15 protein-coding genes are annotated in these 13,806 nt (G+C 63.0%); 7 read left to right on the top strand and 8 right to left on the bottom strand.

What is annotated here, in order from left to right; genetic code table 11:
• Positions 1-272: 272 nt before the first annotated feature.
• The 3 genes from E8Q40_RS18565 to uvrB all read right to left on the bottom strand — a co-directional run bounded on the left by E8Q40_RS18565 (position 273) and on the right by uvrB (position 4,036).
• Entirely contained in the window at positions 273-1,046 is a 774-nt protein-coding gene (locus E8Q40_RS18565; RefSeq protein WP_137045934.1) for a DpnI domain-containing protein, read from the bottom strand.
• Positions 1,047-1,139: 93 nt separating this feature from the next.
• The gene (locus E8Q40_RS18560; protein ID WP_137045933.1) at positions 1,140-1,337 is read right to left on the bottom strand and encodes a hypothetical protein; all 198 of its coding nucleotides are present in this window, start codon (positions 1,335-1,337) and stop codon (positions 1,140-1,142) included.
• A 44-nt stretch (positions 1,338-1,381) separates the two neighbouring features.
• Positions 1,382-4,036, bottom strand: a complete 2,655-nt coding sequence (gene uvrB / locus E8Q40_RS18555; protein WP_137045932.1) for an excinuclease ABC subunit UvrB — start codon at positions 4,034-4,036, stop codon at positions 1,382-1,384.
• A gap of 231 nt (positions 4,037-4,267) precedes the next feature.
• Here uvrB and E8Q40_RS18550 point away from each other — a divergent pair, with 231 nt between their 5' ends.
• The 7 genes from E8Q40_RS18550 (at position 4,268) to E8Q40_RS18520 (ending at position 9,146) form a co-directional block, all read left to right on the top strand.
• Positions 4,268-5,749: a diguanylate cyclase domain-containing protein gene (locus E8Q40_RS18550; RefSeq protein WP_137045931.1), complete on the top strand. Its 1,482-nt coding sequence runs from the start codon at positions 4,268-4,270 to the stop codon at positions 5,747-5,749.
• A 48-nt stretch (positions 5,750-5,797) separates the two neighbouring features.
• On the top strand, positions 5,798-6,265 hold the full coding sequence (locus tag E8Q40_RS18545; RefSeq protein WP_137046817.1) for a DUF2269 domain-containing protein: 468 nt from the start codon (positions 5,798-5,800) through the stop codon (positions 6,263-6,265).
• 56 nt (positions 6,266-6,321) lie between these two features.
• A complete protein-coding gene (locus tag E8Q40_RS18540) occupies positions 6,322-7,587 on the top strand; it encodes an SDR family oxidoreductase (RefSeq protein WP_370455206.1) in 1,266 nt (421 codons plus the stop codon).
• Complete coding sequence (locus E8Q40_RS18535) at positions 7,577-8,071, top strand: thiol-disulfide oxidoreductase DCC family protein (RefSeq protein WP_370455205.1); 495 nt, start codon at positions 7,577-7,579, stop codon at positions 8,069-8,071. Before E8Q40_RS18540 ends, E8Q40_RS18535 begins: the two co-directional genes overlap by 11 nt.
• Before the next feature lie 71 nt (positions 8,072-8,142).
• Positions 8,143-8,382: a DUF883 family protein gene (locus E8Q40_RS18530; protein ID WP_137045930.1), complete on the top strand. Its 240-nt coding sequence runs from the start codon at positions 8,143-8,145 to the stop codon at positions 8,380-8,382.
• The gene (locus E8Q40_RS18525; protein ID WP_137045929.1) at positions 8,382-8,813 is read left to right on the top strand and encodes a hypothetical protein; all 432 of its coding nucleotides are present in this window, start codon (positions 8,382-8,384) and stop codon (positions 8,811-8,813) included. The genes E8Q40_RS18530 and E8Q40_RS18525 overlap by 1 nt, the downstream gene beginning before the upstream one ends.
• 84 nt (positions 8,814-8,897) lie before the next feature.
• Entirely contained in the window at positions 8,898-9,146 is a 249-nt protein-coding gene (locus E8Q40_RS18520) for a DUF1272 domain-containing protein (RefSeq protein WP_137045928.1), read from the top strand.
• Between the two features lie 166 nt (positions 9,147-9,312).
• On the opposite strand, the gene E8Q40_RS18515 is transcribed toward E8Q40_RS18520, so the two are convergent.
• The 5 genes from E8Q40_RS18515 to E8Q40_RS18495 all read right to left on the bottom strand — a co-directional run bounded on the left by E8Q40_RS18515 (position 9,313) and on the right by E8Q40_RS18495 (position 13,604).
• Positions 9,313-9,612, bottom strand: coding sequence for an antibiotic biosynthesis monooxygenase (locus E8Q40_RS18515; protein WP_137045927.1), 300 nt, complete (start codon positions 9,610-9,612; stop codon positions 9,313-9,315).
• 11 nt (positions 9,613-9,623) lie between these two features.
• A complete protein-coding gene (locus E8Q40_RS18510; RefSeq protein ID WP_168197907.1) occupies positions 9,624-10,913 on the bottom strand; it encodes a TRAP transporter large permease in 1,290 nt (429 codons plus the stop codon).
• Entirely contained in the window at positions 10,910-11,452 is a 543-nt protein-coding gene (locus E8Q40_RS18505) for a TRAP transporter small permease (RefSeq protein WP_168197906.1), read from the bottom strand. The genes E8Q40_RS18510 and E8Q40_RS18505 overlap by 4 nt, the downstream gene beginning before the upstream one ends.
• 67 nt (positions 11,453-11,519) lie before the next feature.
• Positions 11,520-12,494, bottom strand: a complete 975-nt coding sequence (locus tag E8Q40_RS18500; protein WP_137045924.1) for a TRAP transporter substrate-binding protein — start codon at positions 12,492-12,494, stop codon at positions 11,520-11,522.
• 111 nt (positions 12,495-12,605) lie between these two features.
• Positions 12,606-13,604: a CorA family divalent cation transporter gene (locus E8Q40_RS18495; RefSeq protein WP_168197905.1), complete on the bottom strand. Its 999-nt coding sequence runs from the start codon at positions 13,602-13,604 to the stop codon at positions 12,606-12,608.
• Positions 13,605-13,806: the final 202 nt, after the last annotated feature.

The following is a 13,806-nucleotide window of genomic DNA, read 5'->3' as shown; positions in this document are numbered from 1 at the left end:
AATCGGCCCAATTCGCAATAGCTCGGGTCGTGTTCCGCTGTTTCAGGCGACCAAAGTACGACGTAGTCACGACCTTCGCGTTCGATAACTTCGGTGAGATCATCGCTCTCCCGAGGCGACATGTGACGCGCGCCACAATGCGGGCAATCGTCATCGCACATACAGGACCATTCGTCAGACCAAGTCGAGTCGCAACGTTCGCAGATGTAGTGGTTGCGGAACCAAGCCATATGGTCCTCCGCTATCGCTAGTGCGCAAATATGCTGACACAATCAATCTACTGATCGCAGACGGTAGCGCCCGCGTGAGACGAAGTCGAGATAGCCGTGGTCGCGCAGTTCCTGAAGCTTCTGACGAATCTTCGGCCTTACGTTCTGGTTGTTGGGATAGAGCTGCGCCAGCTGCATTTCAAATCGATAGACGTCATCAAGATCGAACTCATTTTTACCGATAGATTCGACGCATTTCATGACTTCGACAAGCCAACCTCTGCCGTCCATGCTCTGCCGGCGGAGAAAGAGCGTCCGTTTCCATTCAGCCAAGACGCTTTCCTTCGGCTGCGGCTGGCCGTCGCGCACGAAGAAAATCTTTCCGGCATCTGGAATTTGTTTCAACAAAATATTGCAGCCGATCCATCCGGCACGGCGTGCGGTCGCCGCGAGGGGCTTGCGCTCCTCGATGACTTCGCGAACGAAGAAGTGCTTGGGAACGATGAAAGCATTTTTGACGCTGTGATGCGACAGATCGTAGTTGAGCAGCAGGAGATTTGGATTGTTGCTGGCGGCCAGTCGTTCGCACATCGTTCGGAATGCGCCGTCGACGACTTTCGCGCCGAATGCGGTTTTCTGACTCTTCAGTTCAAATTCTTCGGCACAAGAAGGACAGATGAAATCGGCAACGGGTTGGTTTGCCGGAAATTGATTGATCTGCGAATTGCCGCAGTTGGGGCAATAAAGTTGATCCTTAACCCAGCGCTCAGTCCAAGCGCGAGCGTTTTGCGATCCGCTGGAATAAGCTGCTTGCGTTTCTTCGAAGCCTAGTTTCATGGCGTCGCAGGATACTGAAACTCCTTGAACAGGCTCTTAAAGACATGGATGGCCGGGACAAGCCCGGCCATGACGAGAAAAGGCTTTCTTTGCTTATCGCCGCTTCTTATTCGCCCTGAACCCGCCCCGTTGGCCCGGCTTGCCCATCGTCGAGCGCGGGCCTTCGCCTTTGTTGCGCGCCGGGATTGATTCAACGCCGGGGCCCATTTCATCGAGATTGGGTTTGCGCGGGCCATCTTTGCGAGCGGCGTCGCGCGCCGGCTTGAATTCGTGCCAGGTGGCGATGCCCATTTCGTCGAGATGGGGCTTGTGCGGGCGGGAGAGGGGATCGGAAGTCACCCCACCCGCGCTTCGCGCGACCCTCCCCCTCCAGGGGAGGGTGAAGCGCGGCCGCGTGGCGGCTTGCCGCTCGTAGCCCGCCGCAGCTTCGGGTCCTGCGTGATCATCACCTGCCGTGCGGTCGGGTTGTCGACCACGGCGAGTTCAGTCTGGCGCAGGCGCTTGAGTTCGTCGCGCAGGCGCGCGGCTTCCTCGAAGTCGAGATCGGCGGCGGCTTCGCGCATGCGCGTTTCGAGATCGGCCAGCACGGTCTCGAAATTGTGGCCGATGGTGGCGGCGTCGGCGAACTCGCCTTCACCGCCCACGCCCTTGCCGCCAGTCGAAATCAGCACGTGGTCGCGCTCGTAGACCGAGTCGAGAATGTCGGCGATGCCCTTCTTGACGCTCTCCGGCGTGATGCCGTTGGCGGTGTTGTATTCGACCTGCTTGTCGCGGCGGCGGTTGGTCTCGTCGATGGCGCGCTGCATCGAGCCGGTCACCTGATCGGCATAGAGCAGCACCTTGCCCTCGACGTTACGCGCGGCGCGGCCGATGGTCTGCACCAGCGAGGTCTCGCTGCGCAGGAAGCCTTCCTTGTCGGCGTCGAGAATGGCGACCAGCGCGCATTCCGGAATGTCGAGGCCCTCGCGCAACAGGTTGATGCCGACCAGCGCGTCGAAGGCGCCGAGCCGCAGGTCGCGGATGATCTCGATGCGCTCCAGCGTGTCGATGTCCGAGTGCATGTAGCGCACGCGGATGCCTTGTTCGTGCAGATATTCGGTGAGGTCCTCGGCCATGCGTTTGGTCAGCACGGTGATCAGCGAGCGATAGCCCTTGCGCGCGACGTCGCGCACCTCGCCGACCAGATCGTCGACCTGCGTGCGCGCCGGGCGGATTTCGACTTCGGGATCGATCAGGCCGGTCGGGCGGATGACCTGCTCGACGAAGACGCCGCCCGACTCGTTCAATTCCCACGCCGCCGGCGTCGCCGACACCGCGACGGTCTGCGGCCGCATCGCGTCCCACTCCTCGAAGCGCAGCGGCCGGTTGTCCATGGCGGAGGGCAGGCGGAAGCCGTATTCGGCGAGCGTCGCCTTGCGTCGGAAGTCGCCTTTGAACATGGCGCCGATCTGCGGAATGGTGACGTGGCTTTCGTCCGCGAAGACCAGCGCATTGTCCGGCACGTATTCGAACAGAGTCGGCGGCGGCTCGCCGGGCTGGCGGCCGGTCAGGTAGCGCGAATAGTTCTCGATGCCGGCGCAGGAGCCGGTGGCTTCCATCATCTCGAGGTCGTAGCGCGTGCGCTGCTCGAGGCGCTGCGCTTCCAGCAGGCGGCCGGCATGGTTGAGCTGGTCGAGGCGCATCTTCAGCTCGCGCTTGATGCCGTCCATCGCCTGGATCAGCGTCGGGCGCGGCGTGACGTAATGCGAGTTGGCGTAGATCTTCACGAACTCCAGCTCGTCGGTCTTGGCGCCGGTGAGCGGGTCCATCTCCTCGATCTTCTCGATCTCGTCGCCGAACAGATGTACGCGCCAGGCGCGGTCTTCATAGTGCGCCGGGAAGATGTCGATGGTGTCGCCGCGGACGCGGAACGAGCCGCGGAAGAAGTCGCCCTGCGTGCGCTTGTACTGCAGCGCGATCAGGTCGGCGAGCAACTGGCGCTGCTCGACCTTGCCGCCCTGCTTCAGGGTGAAGGTCATGGCCGAATAGGTTTCGACCGAGCCGATGCCGTAGATGCACGACACCGAGGCGACGATGATGACGTCGTCGCGCTCGAGCAGGGCGCGCGTCGCGGCGTGGCGCATGCGGTCGATCTGCTCGTTGATCGAGGATTCCTTCTCGATATAGGTGTCGGTGCGCGGAACGTAGGCTTCCGGCTGGTAGTAGTCGTAATAGGAGACGAAATATTCGACCGCATTGTCGGGGAAGAACGACTTGAACTCGCCATAGAGCTGGGCGGCGAGCGTCTTGTTCGGCGCCAGCACGAGCGCGGGGCGCTGCGTCTCTTCGATCACCTTGGCCATGGTGAAGGTCTTGCCCGAGCCGGTGACGCCGAGCAGCACCTGGGTGCGGTCGTGGCGTTTGACGCCTTCGACCAGCTCCTTGATGGCCTGCGGCTGGTCGCCCTTGGGCTCGAAATCCGACTTGATCTGGAAGCGCACGCCGCCTTCGGATTTCTCCGGGCGGGGCGGGCGATGCGGCGTCCAGGCGGCGCCGGCCGTGGAAAATTCCGGCCGGCCCTCGCGCAGCAGGCGCTCCAGCGACTCCGCGGTGGCGGCAACGCCCATCGACGACAGACCGCCGGGGCCGGTCGGCAGGTCGGCTTTCGGCAGGCGATATTTCAGGGTGTCGGACAGGCCGAGTTCCTCGGCCAGTTGGGGATCGATGCCGGTGACCGGCGGGCCGTCAAACTCCGCCTGCGGCGCTTCCTCGAAGCCCTTGGTCGACTTCCGCGCGCGATATTCGTCGGCGTTGGACCTGCGGCGGTCCCAGGAGTTGTCCGGCGGCGGCTCAAGACCGGTACCGGAACCCATGCCGGCGGTTCCCTTGTTCAGGGCCGGATTGAGGATATCGGCGAGCGCCTGCGGCACCGCCGGACTGTCCGGCCGATTGGCCTTGGACCGTGTTGGTTTGGCCGGATCTTTGGGCTTCTTGGGAGGAGATTTCGCCATGGCCGGAATATGGGGCGAGTCCGGGGTCGGGGAAAGGGAGCGCCGGTATCACCTGCCGGAATCCGCTGACAGTTTCCGTCAGCAGCGTGCCGGCGGGCCGAATTATCGCGCCTTATCGCGCATCGCCGCAGCGCATGTAAGGAATTTGCTCACGAACGGTGTGGCAGGAAGAGCCGCACCACGAGACCACCCGGTCGAGAATCACCTATTATTCGGTTCGTGAATGTCGCCATGAACAGCTCGTCCTCCGCAGCCGCCGCCATCGCCTCTGACTCCGGCGTTTTCGATCTCGCGCCGGTGGCACTGTGGCTGGAGGACTATTCCGGCGTGAAGGCGCTGCTCGAGGGCTGGCGCCGCGCCGGCGTCACGTCGCTGCGCGATCACCTCACCGGACATCCCGAGCGCGTGCGCGAATGCGCCAGCCGCATCCGCATCATCAAGGTCAACCGCAAGACGCTGGAGCTGTTCGCGGCGAAAGACGTCGAGCACCTGGTCGCCAATATCGGCCGCGTATTCCGCGACGACATGCTGACCACCCATATCGAGGAACTCGCGCAGCTCTGGGACGGCAAGACCGCCTTCACCAGCAACGCCGTCAACTACACGCTCGACGGCGACCGTCTCGATATCCAGCTCAAGGCTACCATCCTGCCGGGCCACGAAGACGACTGGTCGCGCGTGCTGCTGTCGACCGAGGACGTCACCGACCGCGAGCAGGCGCGGCGCCGGCTGGTCGGCAGCGAGAATTATGCGCGCGGCCTGTTCGCGCATTCGCCGGTGTCGCTCTGGGTCGAGGATTTCTCCGGCGTCAAGCGCCTGATCGACGAAGTGCGGATGCAGGGCATCACCGACCTGCGCGTCTTCACCGACGTGCATGAGGAGTTCGTGTCCCGCTGCATCAGCGAAATCCGCATCATCGACGTCAACCAGCACACGCTCGAACTGTTCGGCGCGCCCGACAAGAAGACCCTGCTGTCGAGCCTGCCGGTGGTGATGCGCGATGAGATGGAGCCGTGCTTCCGCGAGCAGCTCATCGATTTGTGGAACGGCAAGCTGTTCCAGCAGCGCGAGGTGGTGAACTACACGCTCGACGGCACCAAGCTGAACCTCTTGCTGCAGTTCTCGGTGTTTCCGGACCGCGAGCACGACTGGTCGCTGGTGCAGATCGCGCTCACCGACATCACCGCGCGCAAGAAAGCCGAAGCCTATCTCGAATATCTCGGCAGCCACGACGCGCTCACCAAGCTGTGCAACCGCTCGTTCTTCGCCGACGAACTCAACCGCCTCGAGCGCAAGGGGCCGTGGCCGGTCACCATCATCATGGCCGATCTCAACGGTCTCAAGGCTGCCAATGACGAACTCGGCCATGCCGCCGGCGACCAGCTCCTGCGCCGCGCTGGCGAGGTGCTCAATTCGATCGTCGACAAGCCGGCACGCGCCGCGCGCATCGGCGGCGACGAATTCGCCGTCATCCTGCCCGGCACCGAGCGCGCCGAGGGCGAGGCGATGATGAAGGTGATCGGCGACCTCATCGGCATCAACAACGAGTTCTACACCGATCTGCCGCTGTCGCTGTCGATGGGCATCGCTACCAGCGAGAAGGGCGAGCGGCTGGAAGCGGTGGTCAAGCGCGCCGACCTTGCCATGCTGGAAGCCAAGCGCGAGCATTATTCGCAGATCGAGAACGACCGACGGCGCCAGGCGGCGTCGTAGGCCAGTTGCCTTAGGCGCGGCCTCGGTGTTTCCTGAGCGGGCCGCATGATCATTTATTTCGCTGTCAAGTATCTGCACGTCCTCGGCGCCATCGTGCTGCTCGGCACAGGCTCGGGGATCGCGTTTTTCATGCTGATGGCGCACAGGACCGGCGACGCCGGCCACGTTTTTCGTACGGCGCGAACGGTGGTTGTCGCCGATTTCATTTTCACCGCGACGGCCGTGGTCGCGCAACCTCTTACGGGCTTTGCTCTGGCGCAGATGCTCGGTCTGCCTTTGACGCAACGCTGGTTGTGGGTGTCGCTGGCCCTTTATGTGGTCGCCGGCCTGTTCTGGTTGCCGGTCGTGTGGATGCAGATGCGTATGCGCGACCTGGCTGGCCAAGCCATGCGTATGAACACGCCGCTGCCGTCGGACTATCACCGACTATTCCGTCTGTGGTTCGCTTTCGGTTTTCCGGGTTTTGGCTCGGTCGCTGTCATCCTGTGGCTGATGATTGCCAAACCGGACTTCTGATCATGACAACATCGCGCATCGCTATACTGGGTGCGAGTGGCCTGATCGGACAGGCGGTGGCCGGCGGTCTGACGAGTGCCGGCTTTCCCATACTTTCCATCGCGCGGCGCTTCACGGCGGCGCAGCGACATCAGTTTGGTACCAATGCGCGTGAGGTGCCGCTCGTTAATCTCGGCAGCGACGCCCTTGGGGTGTTGCTCGGCGATTGCGATGTAGTCGTCAATTGCATCGGCGTATTGCAGGATGGCGCGATGGACAGCACAAGAGCTGTTCACGAAGAGTTCGTTGAACGCTTGATCTCCGCCATACGGCGCTCGCCGCAGAAAGTTCTGCTGATTCATGTGTCGATGCCGGGCGATGCGGCCGATGACAATACAGCCTTCAGTACAAGCAAACGCCGCGCGGAGCGGATGATCGCCGAGAGCGGTTTGTCATACGTCATCCTGCGGCCCGGTTTCGTCTTTGCGTCAGCCGCCTATGGCGGCAGCGCCATGCTGCGCGCGCTGGCAACTTTGCCATTCGACCTGCCGCCGTCCTTGGCGGCGCGGCCGTTCCAGACCGTCGATGTCGACGACATCACGGCGACAGTGACGCATCTTGTCCGGCATTGGCGTAGCAATCATGATTCTTTGTCGGTCACGCTGGACTTGCTGTCGCCGCCCGGAGAAACGCTCGGTGGCGTACTGGCGCAACTGCGCGGCTGGCTGGGTCACGCGCCGGATTGGCGCGTTGCCGTGCCAATCTTGCTGGTGAAAGCCGGAGCCCTGGCTGGCGATGCGGTGTCGTGGCTGGGCTGGCGACCGCCGATGCGCTCGACGGCCCTGAAAGAATTGCAGCGCGGCGTCAGCGGCGATCCGGCGGCATGGCAGGCCGCGACCGGGATATTTCCGCGCAGTTTTTCGGAAACGTTGCGGAAGCGGCCGCCCAACATTCAGGAGAAATGGTTCGCGCGGCTCTATCTCATGAAGGCGGTGCTGCTCGCTGGGCTTGTGGTCTTTTGGTGCGCATCGGCCGCAATCGCGCTCGGGCCGGCCTATGCCGACGCGGTGGGCATTCTGACATCGCGCGGATTTCCGGCAACACACGCACAAGCGATGACGATTGCCGGCAGTACTATGGATTTCTCTGTCGGGCTCGCGATTGCCTTCCGCCGCACTAGCCGCTGGGGTCTGCGCGCCGGCATCGCGGTGTCGCTGTTCTACATGCTAGCGGCGGCCGTATTGACGCCAGATCTGTGGGTTGAACCGCTAGGCGCGCTGGTCAAAACCTTTCCCGCGATCGTTCTGATGATGGTCGGACTTGGGATGGCCGATGAGCGATGAGGTGCGGCCGATGGCGGACAGCGACGAAGCGGCGATTGGCCAGCCCGGAGGGCCGGGCCTCGTGCTGTACGACGGTGACTGCGTCCTGTGTTCGTCGTGGTTTCGTTTTGTCGCCAAACGCGATCAAGCGCGCCGTCTGATGTTCACCACTATTCAATCGGAATTCGGCCGCGCCGTGGCGCTACGACTGGGCATCGATCCGATGAATCCGCAGAGCAATGCCGTCATCATTGACGGGAATGCTTATCTGTTTTCCGATTCGGCGCTCGCCGCCCTGTCGGCGCTGCCGTACTGGAAGTGGGTATGGGCGTTGCATGTCGTGCCTCGGACGCTACGCGACCCGATTTACAGCCTCGTCGCACGCAATCGCTATCGCTGGTTCGGGCGGCATACGCAATGCGATATGGGCGGGCCAGACTACCGTGATCACGTCGTCAGCATATGCACTCAAATCTTGCCGTCGGGGAACTCCAAGGCCGATTGATCCACCGCAAAGGCGGCGCCCGGGCGGCATGACATCCTGCGTTTGCAGGAGATACCGTCCGGAGTGTCATCATGTCCGACCAAGCCCAGCCCGACGACCTCGCCGCGCAACTGCGCCGGCTGCAGGCCGATCTCGATGCCATCAAGGAAACCCTGAAGCAGGCCGGCAAGCGCGAGGCGCAATCGGCCATGCGCGACGCGCAGTCCGCCATGTCGACCGCCGAGGCCTATGCCCGCGCCAATCCGAATGCCGTGATCGCCGGCGCGGTCGGCGTCGGCATCCTGCTCGGATTGCTGCTGCGGAGGCACTGATGATCGGCATCCTCGTCGATGCCATCGCCGCCGAAATCGGCCGCGTCCTGCGGCGGCTGACCTTGCGCGCGCTGCTGACGCTGGTCGCCTTCGCGCTGCTGCTCGCAGCCTTCGTCAGCGCACTGGCGCTGCTGTTCGTTTATCTGCAGGCGACCTTCGGCACCATGTCGACGCTTGCGGCCATTGCCGGCGGCAATGTGCTGGTAGCGGCGATCCTGCTGGCCATTGCCTTCAGCGGCACGCGCCGCCGGGCGCCACCGCCGCAGAAGGCGGCGTCAACCGAAGCCGACGAGGTGCGCGCCACCATCGCCGCGACTGAGCGCGCGGTGAACGAAGCCGCCGACGCGCTGCGCGAAGGGTCGCACGAGCGCATGGTGCAGGCGGTGACGACCGCGATCGTCACCGGCATCGTGCTCGGGCGAAGGCTCTGACGTTGCCGGGCGCAGCCATTGGCGCTTGAAAGCGGCCGCGCGGCAGATCACACTTGGACCCTGACCCGTGATCAGGAGTCCGCCATGCTCGCTTTGCGCCCGAACTGCGAATGCTGCGACAAGGATTTGCCGCCGGACGCGGCGGACGCGATGATCTGCACCTTCGAATGCACGTTCTGCCGCGATTGCGCCACGACGCGGCTCGGCGGCATCTGCCCGAACTGCGGCGGCAATCTCGAGCGCCGGCCGGTGCGCCCGGCGGGCAAGCTCGGCAAATATCCGCCGCAGACGGAACGGGTGTTCAAGCCGCAGGGCTGCGGCAAGGCTGCTTAGACAGCTGATTTGTTTTGATGACGTTGCCGAGCGCTCTGCCTACTCCCTCTCCCCTTGGGGGAGAGGGTTGGGGTGAGGGGGCAAGTGTCTCTCGATGACCTGTAACCCCTCACCCGACGCACTTCGTGCGTCGACCTCTCCCTATGGGAGAGGTGAAGAAGAATACTCAGAAGCCCTTGACCGCCAGGTTGACGTGCTCGACCGCGGGCGGCGCGGCGAAGCAATGGCCGACGAGGCCGCGCCATTCCTGGAAATCGGGCGAGCCGCGGAAATCGACGGTGTGGTTCTCCAGCGTCTCCCACGCCACGAACAGACGGTAGCGCTGCGGCATTTCGATCGAGCGTTCGAGCCGCATGGCCTTGCAGCCCTTGGCGCGCTTGAACACCGGCGCCGCCTTGGCGACGCCGGCCTCGAACTCGGCTTCCATGCCCGGTTTGACCTCGATCTGAGCGATTTCCGTAACCATTTTCTATTGTCCTACTTCATAAGGCCGAACGAGCGCGGCAGCCATTCATAGACTTCCGGCACGTAGGTGACCAGCAGCAACACGACGCACATGCAAGCGAGCAGCGGCAGCAGCGGCGGCAGCAGCTTGTCCATCGATATCTTGCCGACCTTCAGCGCCACGAACAACGCGGTGCCAACCGGCGGCGTGGTCAAGCCGAAGGCGAGATTGATCACCATGATGAGGCCGAGATGCACCATGTTGATATCGAACTTCATCGCCAGCGGGATGAGCATCGGCACCAGCATGATCAGCGCCGGCGTCATGTCGATGAACATGCCGACGACCAGCAGGAAGCCGTTGAGGATCAGCAGGAAGGCCCATTTCGACTGGATCAGGTTGAAGAAGTTCTCGGCCAGCAGGGTCGGCAGGTTCTCGTAAGTGAGAATCCATGAATAGACCGAGCAGGTCGCGATCAGCATCATCACCACGGCGTTGGTGAGGCAGCATTCCCAGAGGATCTCCGGCAGTTCGGAAATCTTGATCTCCTTGTAGACGAAGACGGTGAGGATGAGCGCATAGACCGCGGCGGCGGCGCCGGCTTCCGTCGCGGTGAACACGCCGGAGATGATGCCGCCAAGGATGATCACCATGGTGAAGATGCCGGCGAAGCCATCGATCACGCGGATGATCTTCTGGCGCAGCGGGATCTCGGGCAGCTGCTTGCGGTGATAGAGCTTGCCGTGGACGAAGGACGCCACCATCAGCGACGCGCCGATCAACACGCCCGGAATGACGCCGGCGAGAAACAGCGCGGCGATCGACACATTGCCGGCGACATGGGCGAACACGATCATGCCGATCGAGGGCGGGATGATCGGCCCCATGGTCGCGGCCATCAGCACGATGGCGGTGGCAAAGCGGCGGGAATAGCCGTCCTTCTCCATCGCCGGAATCATCATGGCGCCGATCGACGAGACCTCGGCGACCGCCGAGCCGGTGACGCCGCCGAAGAACATCGAGGCGACGCAGACGATCTGGGCGAGCGAGCCGGGCAACCAGCCGACCAGCACCTCGGCCATCATCACCAGGCGCCGTGCGATGCCGCCGCGCGCCATCAGCACGCCGGCGAAAACGAAGAAGATCACCGCCAGCAGCGGGAAGGTGTTGATGGCGGTCAACATGCGCTGGACGATGGTGGCGTTGTCGACGCCGGACAGAAGAAATGTCGCGATCACCGACGAGACGCCGACCGCGAAGGCGATCGGCAGGCCGATGAGTGTCAGGATCAGAAAGGAAAGACCGAGAATGACGAGGGTCACGGCTTCTGCTCCATGCCCACGGTCTCGACCGACGAGCCGGCGATGGCACCGGCATCGGAACTGCGCAATTCGTCGATCATGACCTTCGCGGAAAACAGCATGATCAGGAAGCCGGAGATCGGCATCGCCGGGTAGTACCAATAGTTGGTGTAGGGGATCGTCTCCATCAGGTCGGAGCCGAAATCCTGTACGAAGGTGATGCCATAACGGAAAACGACCCAGCCGAACCCAAAGACGAGTGCGCCGAGAAGGAAGCCCAGCGCTTTACGCGGCCCCTTGGGCACGGCGTAAAACAGCACGTCGAAGCCGACATGCTCGCGGCGCAAGACGCAGCTCGCAGCCGCCAGAAACGAAATCCAGATCAGCAGATAGCGCGGGACCTCCTCGGTCCACGACACCGCCTGGCCGAAGCCGTAGCGGAACACGATGGCGACGGTCACGATCACGAACAGCGCGGTCGCCAGCACGATGCAGACGATGCGCACCAGCGCCGCGGTGAGCGCGACGAAGCGATCGAACAAGGCAAAAAAAGTTTCCACGATTTCCCCCGAACACGAAGGGCGGCGGTTGTCCGCCGCCCTTGCACGGTTTCAGTCGGTTCAGGCTTTAGAAGTTCTTCTGGCTGTCGATGATGAAGGCGACCGTCTTCTCGACGCCGAGACGCTTGGCTTCATCGTTCACCATGCCGGACACCGCCTTCACGAAAGGCGCTTTGTCGGGCGTGATGATTTCCTTGAACTTGCTCTTGAGGTCGGCGAGATCCTTGACCTCCGACACATACCAAGCGCCCCGCATGAAGGCCTGGGCCCGCGCGCCGGCTTCCTCGACAGCTTTCTTCTGGTCGGCGTTGAGCGAGTTGTAGAGCTTCATGGACATGATCATCAGGTCCGGGATGCGCATGTGTTCGTCGAGGGTGTAATACTTCGACACCTCGTAGAACTTCTTGGCGACGACGGACGGATGGTTGTTTTCGGCGCCGTCGACGACGCCGGTCTGCAACGCGGTGTAGAGTTCGGCCCAGGCCACCGGCACGCCGGTCGCGCCCAGCGCCTTCATGGTGTTGACCATCACGGGCGAGGCCATGACGCGGATCTTGGCGCCCTTGAGATCGTCGGGCGTGCGCACCGCGCGGTCGGTGAAGAAGTTGCGCGCGCCACTATCGATATAGCCGAGCACCTTGATGCCCTTGTCCTCGAGCGGCTTGGCCAGCGCCGCCGCCTCCGGCTGGGCCAGGAACCACCAGAAGTGATCGGCATTCTTGAACAGGAACGGCAGCGAATACATGTCCATCGCCGGCACGACCTGGTTCAGGTTCGACGCCGAGACGGTGGTGAAGCCGATGGTGCCGTTGCGAATGCTCTGCACGTTGGCGACGGCGTCGCCAAGCTGGGTGTTGTGATAGACCTCGACCTTCACCGTACCCTTGGTCAGGATCGAGACCTCGCGGCCGAAATAATCCTCGGCGTAGCTGGCCGGATGGTCGTTCGGCTGGATGCCGGAATACTTGGTGGTGATCTGCTGCGCCTGTGCGGCCGTGGTCGCAAGAATGGCTGCAGCCGCGAATGCGGCGAATTTCTTCATGTGGTCCTCCCTGGGAAACCGTTTTTTGCTTGGGAGGGAGCGTAGATAGAGTTGTATGAACTTGTCAATTTATCGCAGGCACGATTGTGCGCTGCATTCAGATTAAATTTTTTAAAGCGCGCGCAGCCGGCGCAACGCCCAATAGGTGAATGACCCGGCGCCAAAGGCGATGACGAGCGCGTACCAGGAGCCGCCGTCGGTGTTCAGCAGCGGCAGGTCCTTGGTGTTCATGCCGAAGAAGCCTGTAACTAAAGTCGGAGGCAGCAGGCATGCCGTCAGGATCGACAACGTAAAAAGCCGTTTGTTGGTGATGGCGCTGACCTTGGCCGAGGCCTCGTCGAGCAGCAGGCGGGCGCGCTCGTAGAGCGAGCCGATCTCGTGATCGATGGCGTCCAGTTTCTGGGCGAGCGCGCCGACTGCCTCGGCGGCCGCCTTGTTGTGCTGCGCCAGCCGCGGCTCGAGCCGGGCGAACATGCCCTTGAGCTGAGCGAGCTGGCGGTGAACACGCACGGTCTGCAACCGTACCTTGCCGACGCGGCGCTGCTCGTCCGCCAGTTCATCATGCAGGACGCTTTCCTCGATGGTGTCGAGCTCATTGCCGAGACGCTCGGCCATGCGAGCGATGGCGTCGGCGAACTGATCGATGATGGCGTCGAGGAAGGAGACGGCGCTTGGGAAGCGTTTGCCGCTGTCGATGGCGCGGCGGTTATGCTCGACCGAATGCACCGGCTGCTGGCGCGCCGTGATCATCATGCGCTCGGTCATGACGAAGCGCAGGCGCACGATGTCGTCGCTTTCCTCGACCAGGCCCTGATGCAGATCCGGCACCACGCCCATGATCTCGTCGCCGATGATGTCGAGGCGCAGATGCTTGTCCGGCCCGGACAGCACTTCGCGCGCCATCTCCGATAGCGGCGCGTAGCTGGCGATCCAACTGCGGCAGCGGTTGTCGGCCAGCGCCAGATGCACCCAGATCCACGCGCCGCGGTGTTCGTCCAGCGCGTTATCGACCTGATCATTGGCGATGCGTTCGGCGGTGCCGTCAGCAGCAAAGCGGTAGGCCCAGACGATGCCGGTCGAGGGATGAACGGTGGCGAGATCGGTGTGCATGGCACGCTTAAGAGTCGCGCGCCGTGTGACAGGACGATGACAGCGATTACACCTTGTCGCGGACGGCGGCCGCCCTGGTGCGCAGGCATTGCGGACAGAGGCAATCAGCAGCGCCATCCGCAGCCGGCATCGGCAGGCGGAAGGATTCCGCCGCGCACCAGCATTCGACGTCGCCGCTGCAGGAAAACACCGCGCCGCAGGA

The organism is Pseudolabrys sp. FHR47 (genome assembly GCF_005153485.1).
In the GTDB taxonomy this organism is placed as follows: Bacteria; Pseudomonadota; Alphaproteobacteria; order Rhizobiales; family Xanthobacteraceae; genus Pseudolabrys.
Note: the sequence above shows the minus strand (reverse complement) of the source record. Positions and strands in the feature narration are given on the sequence as shown.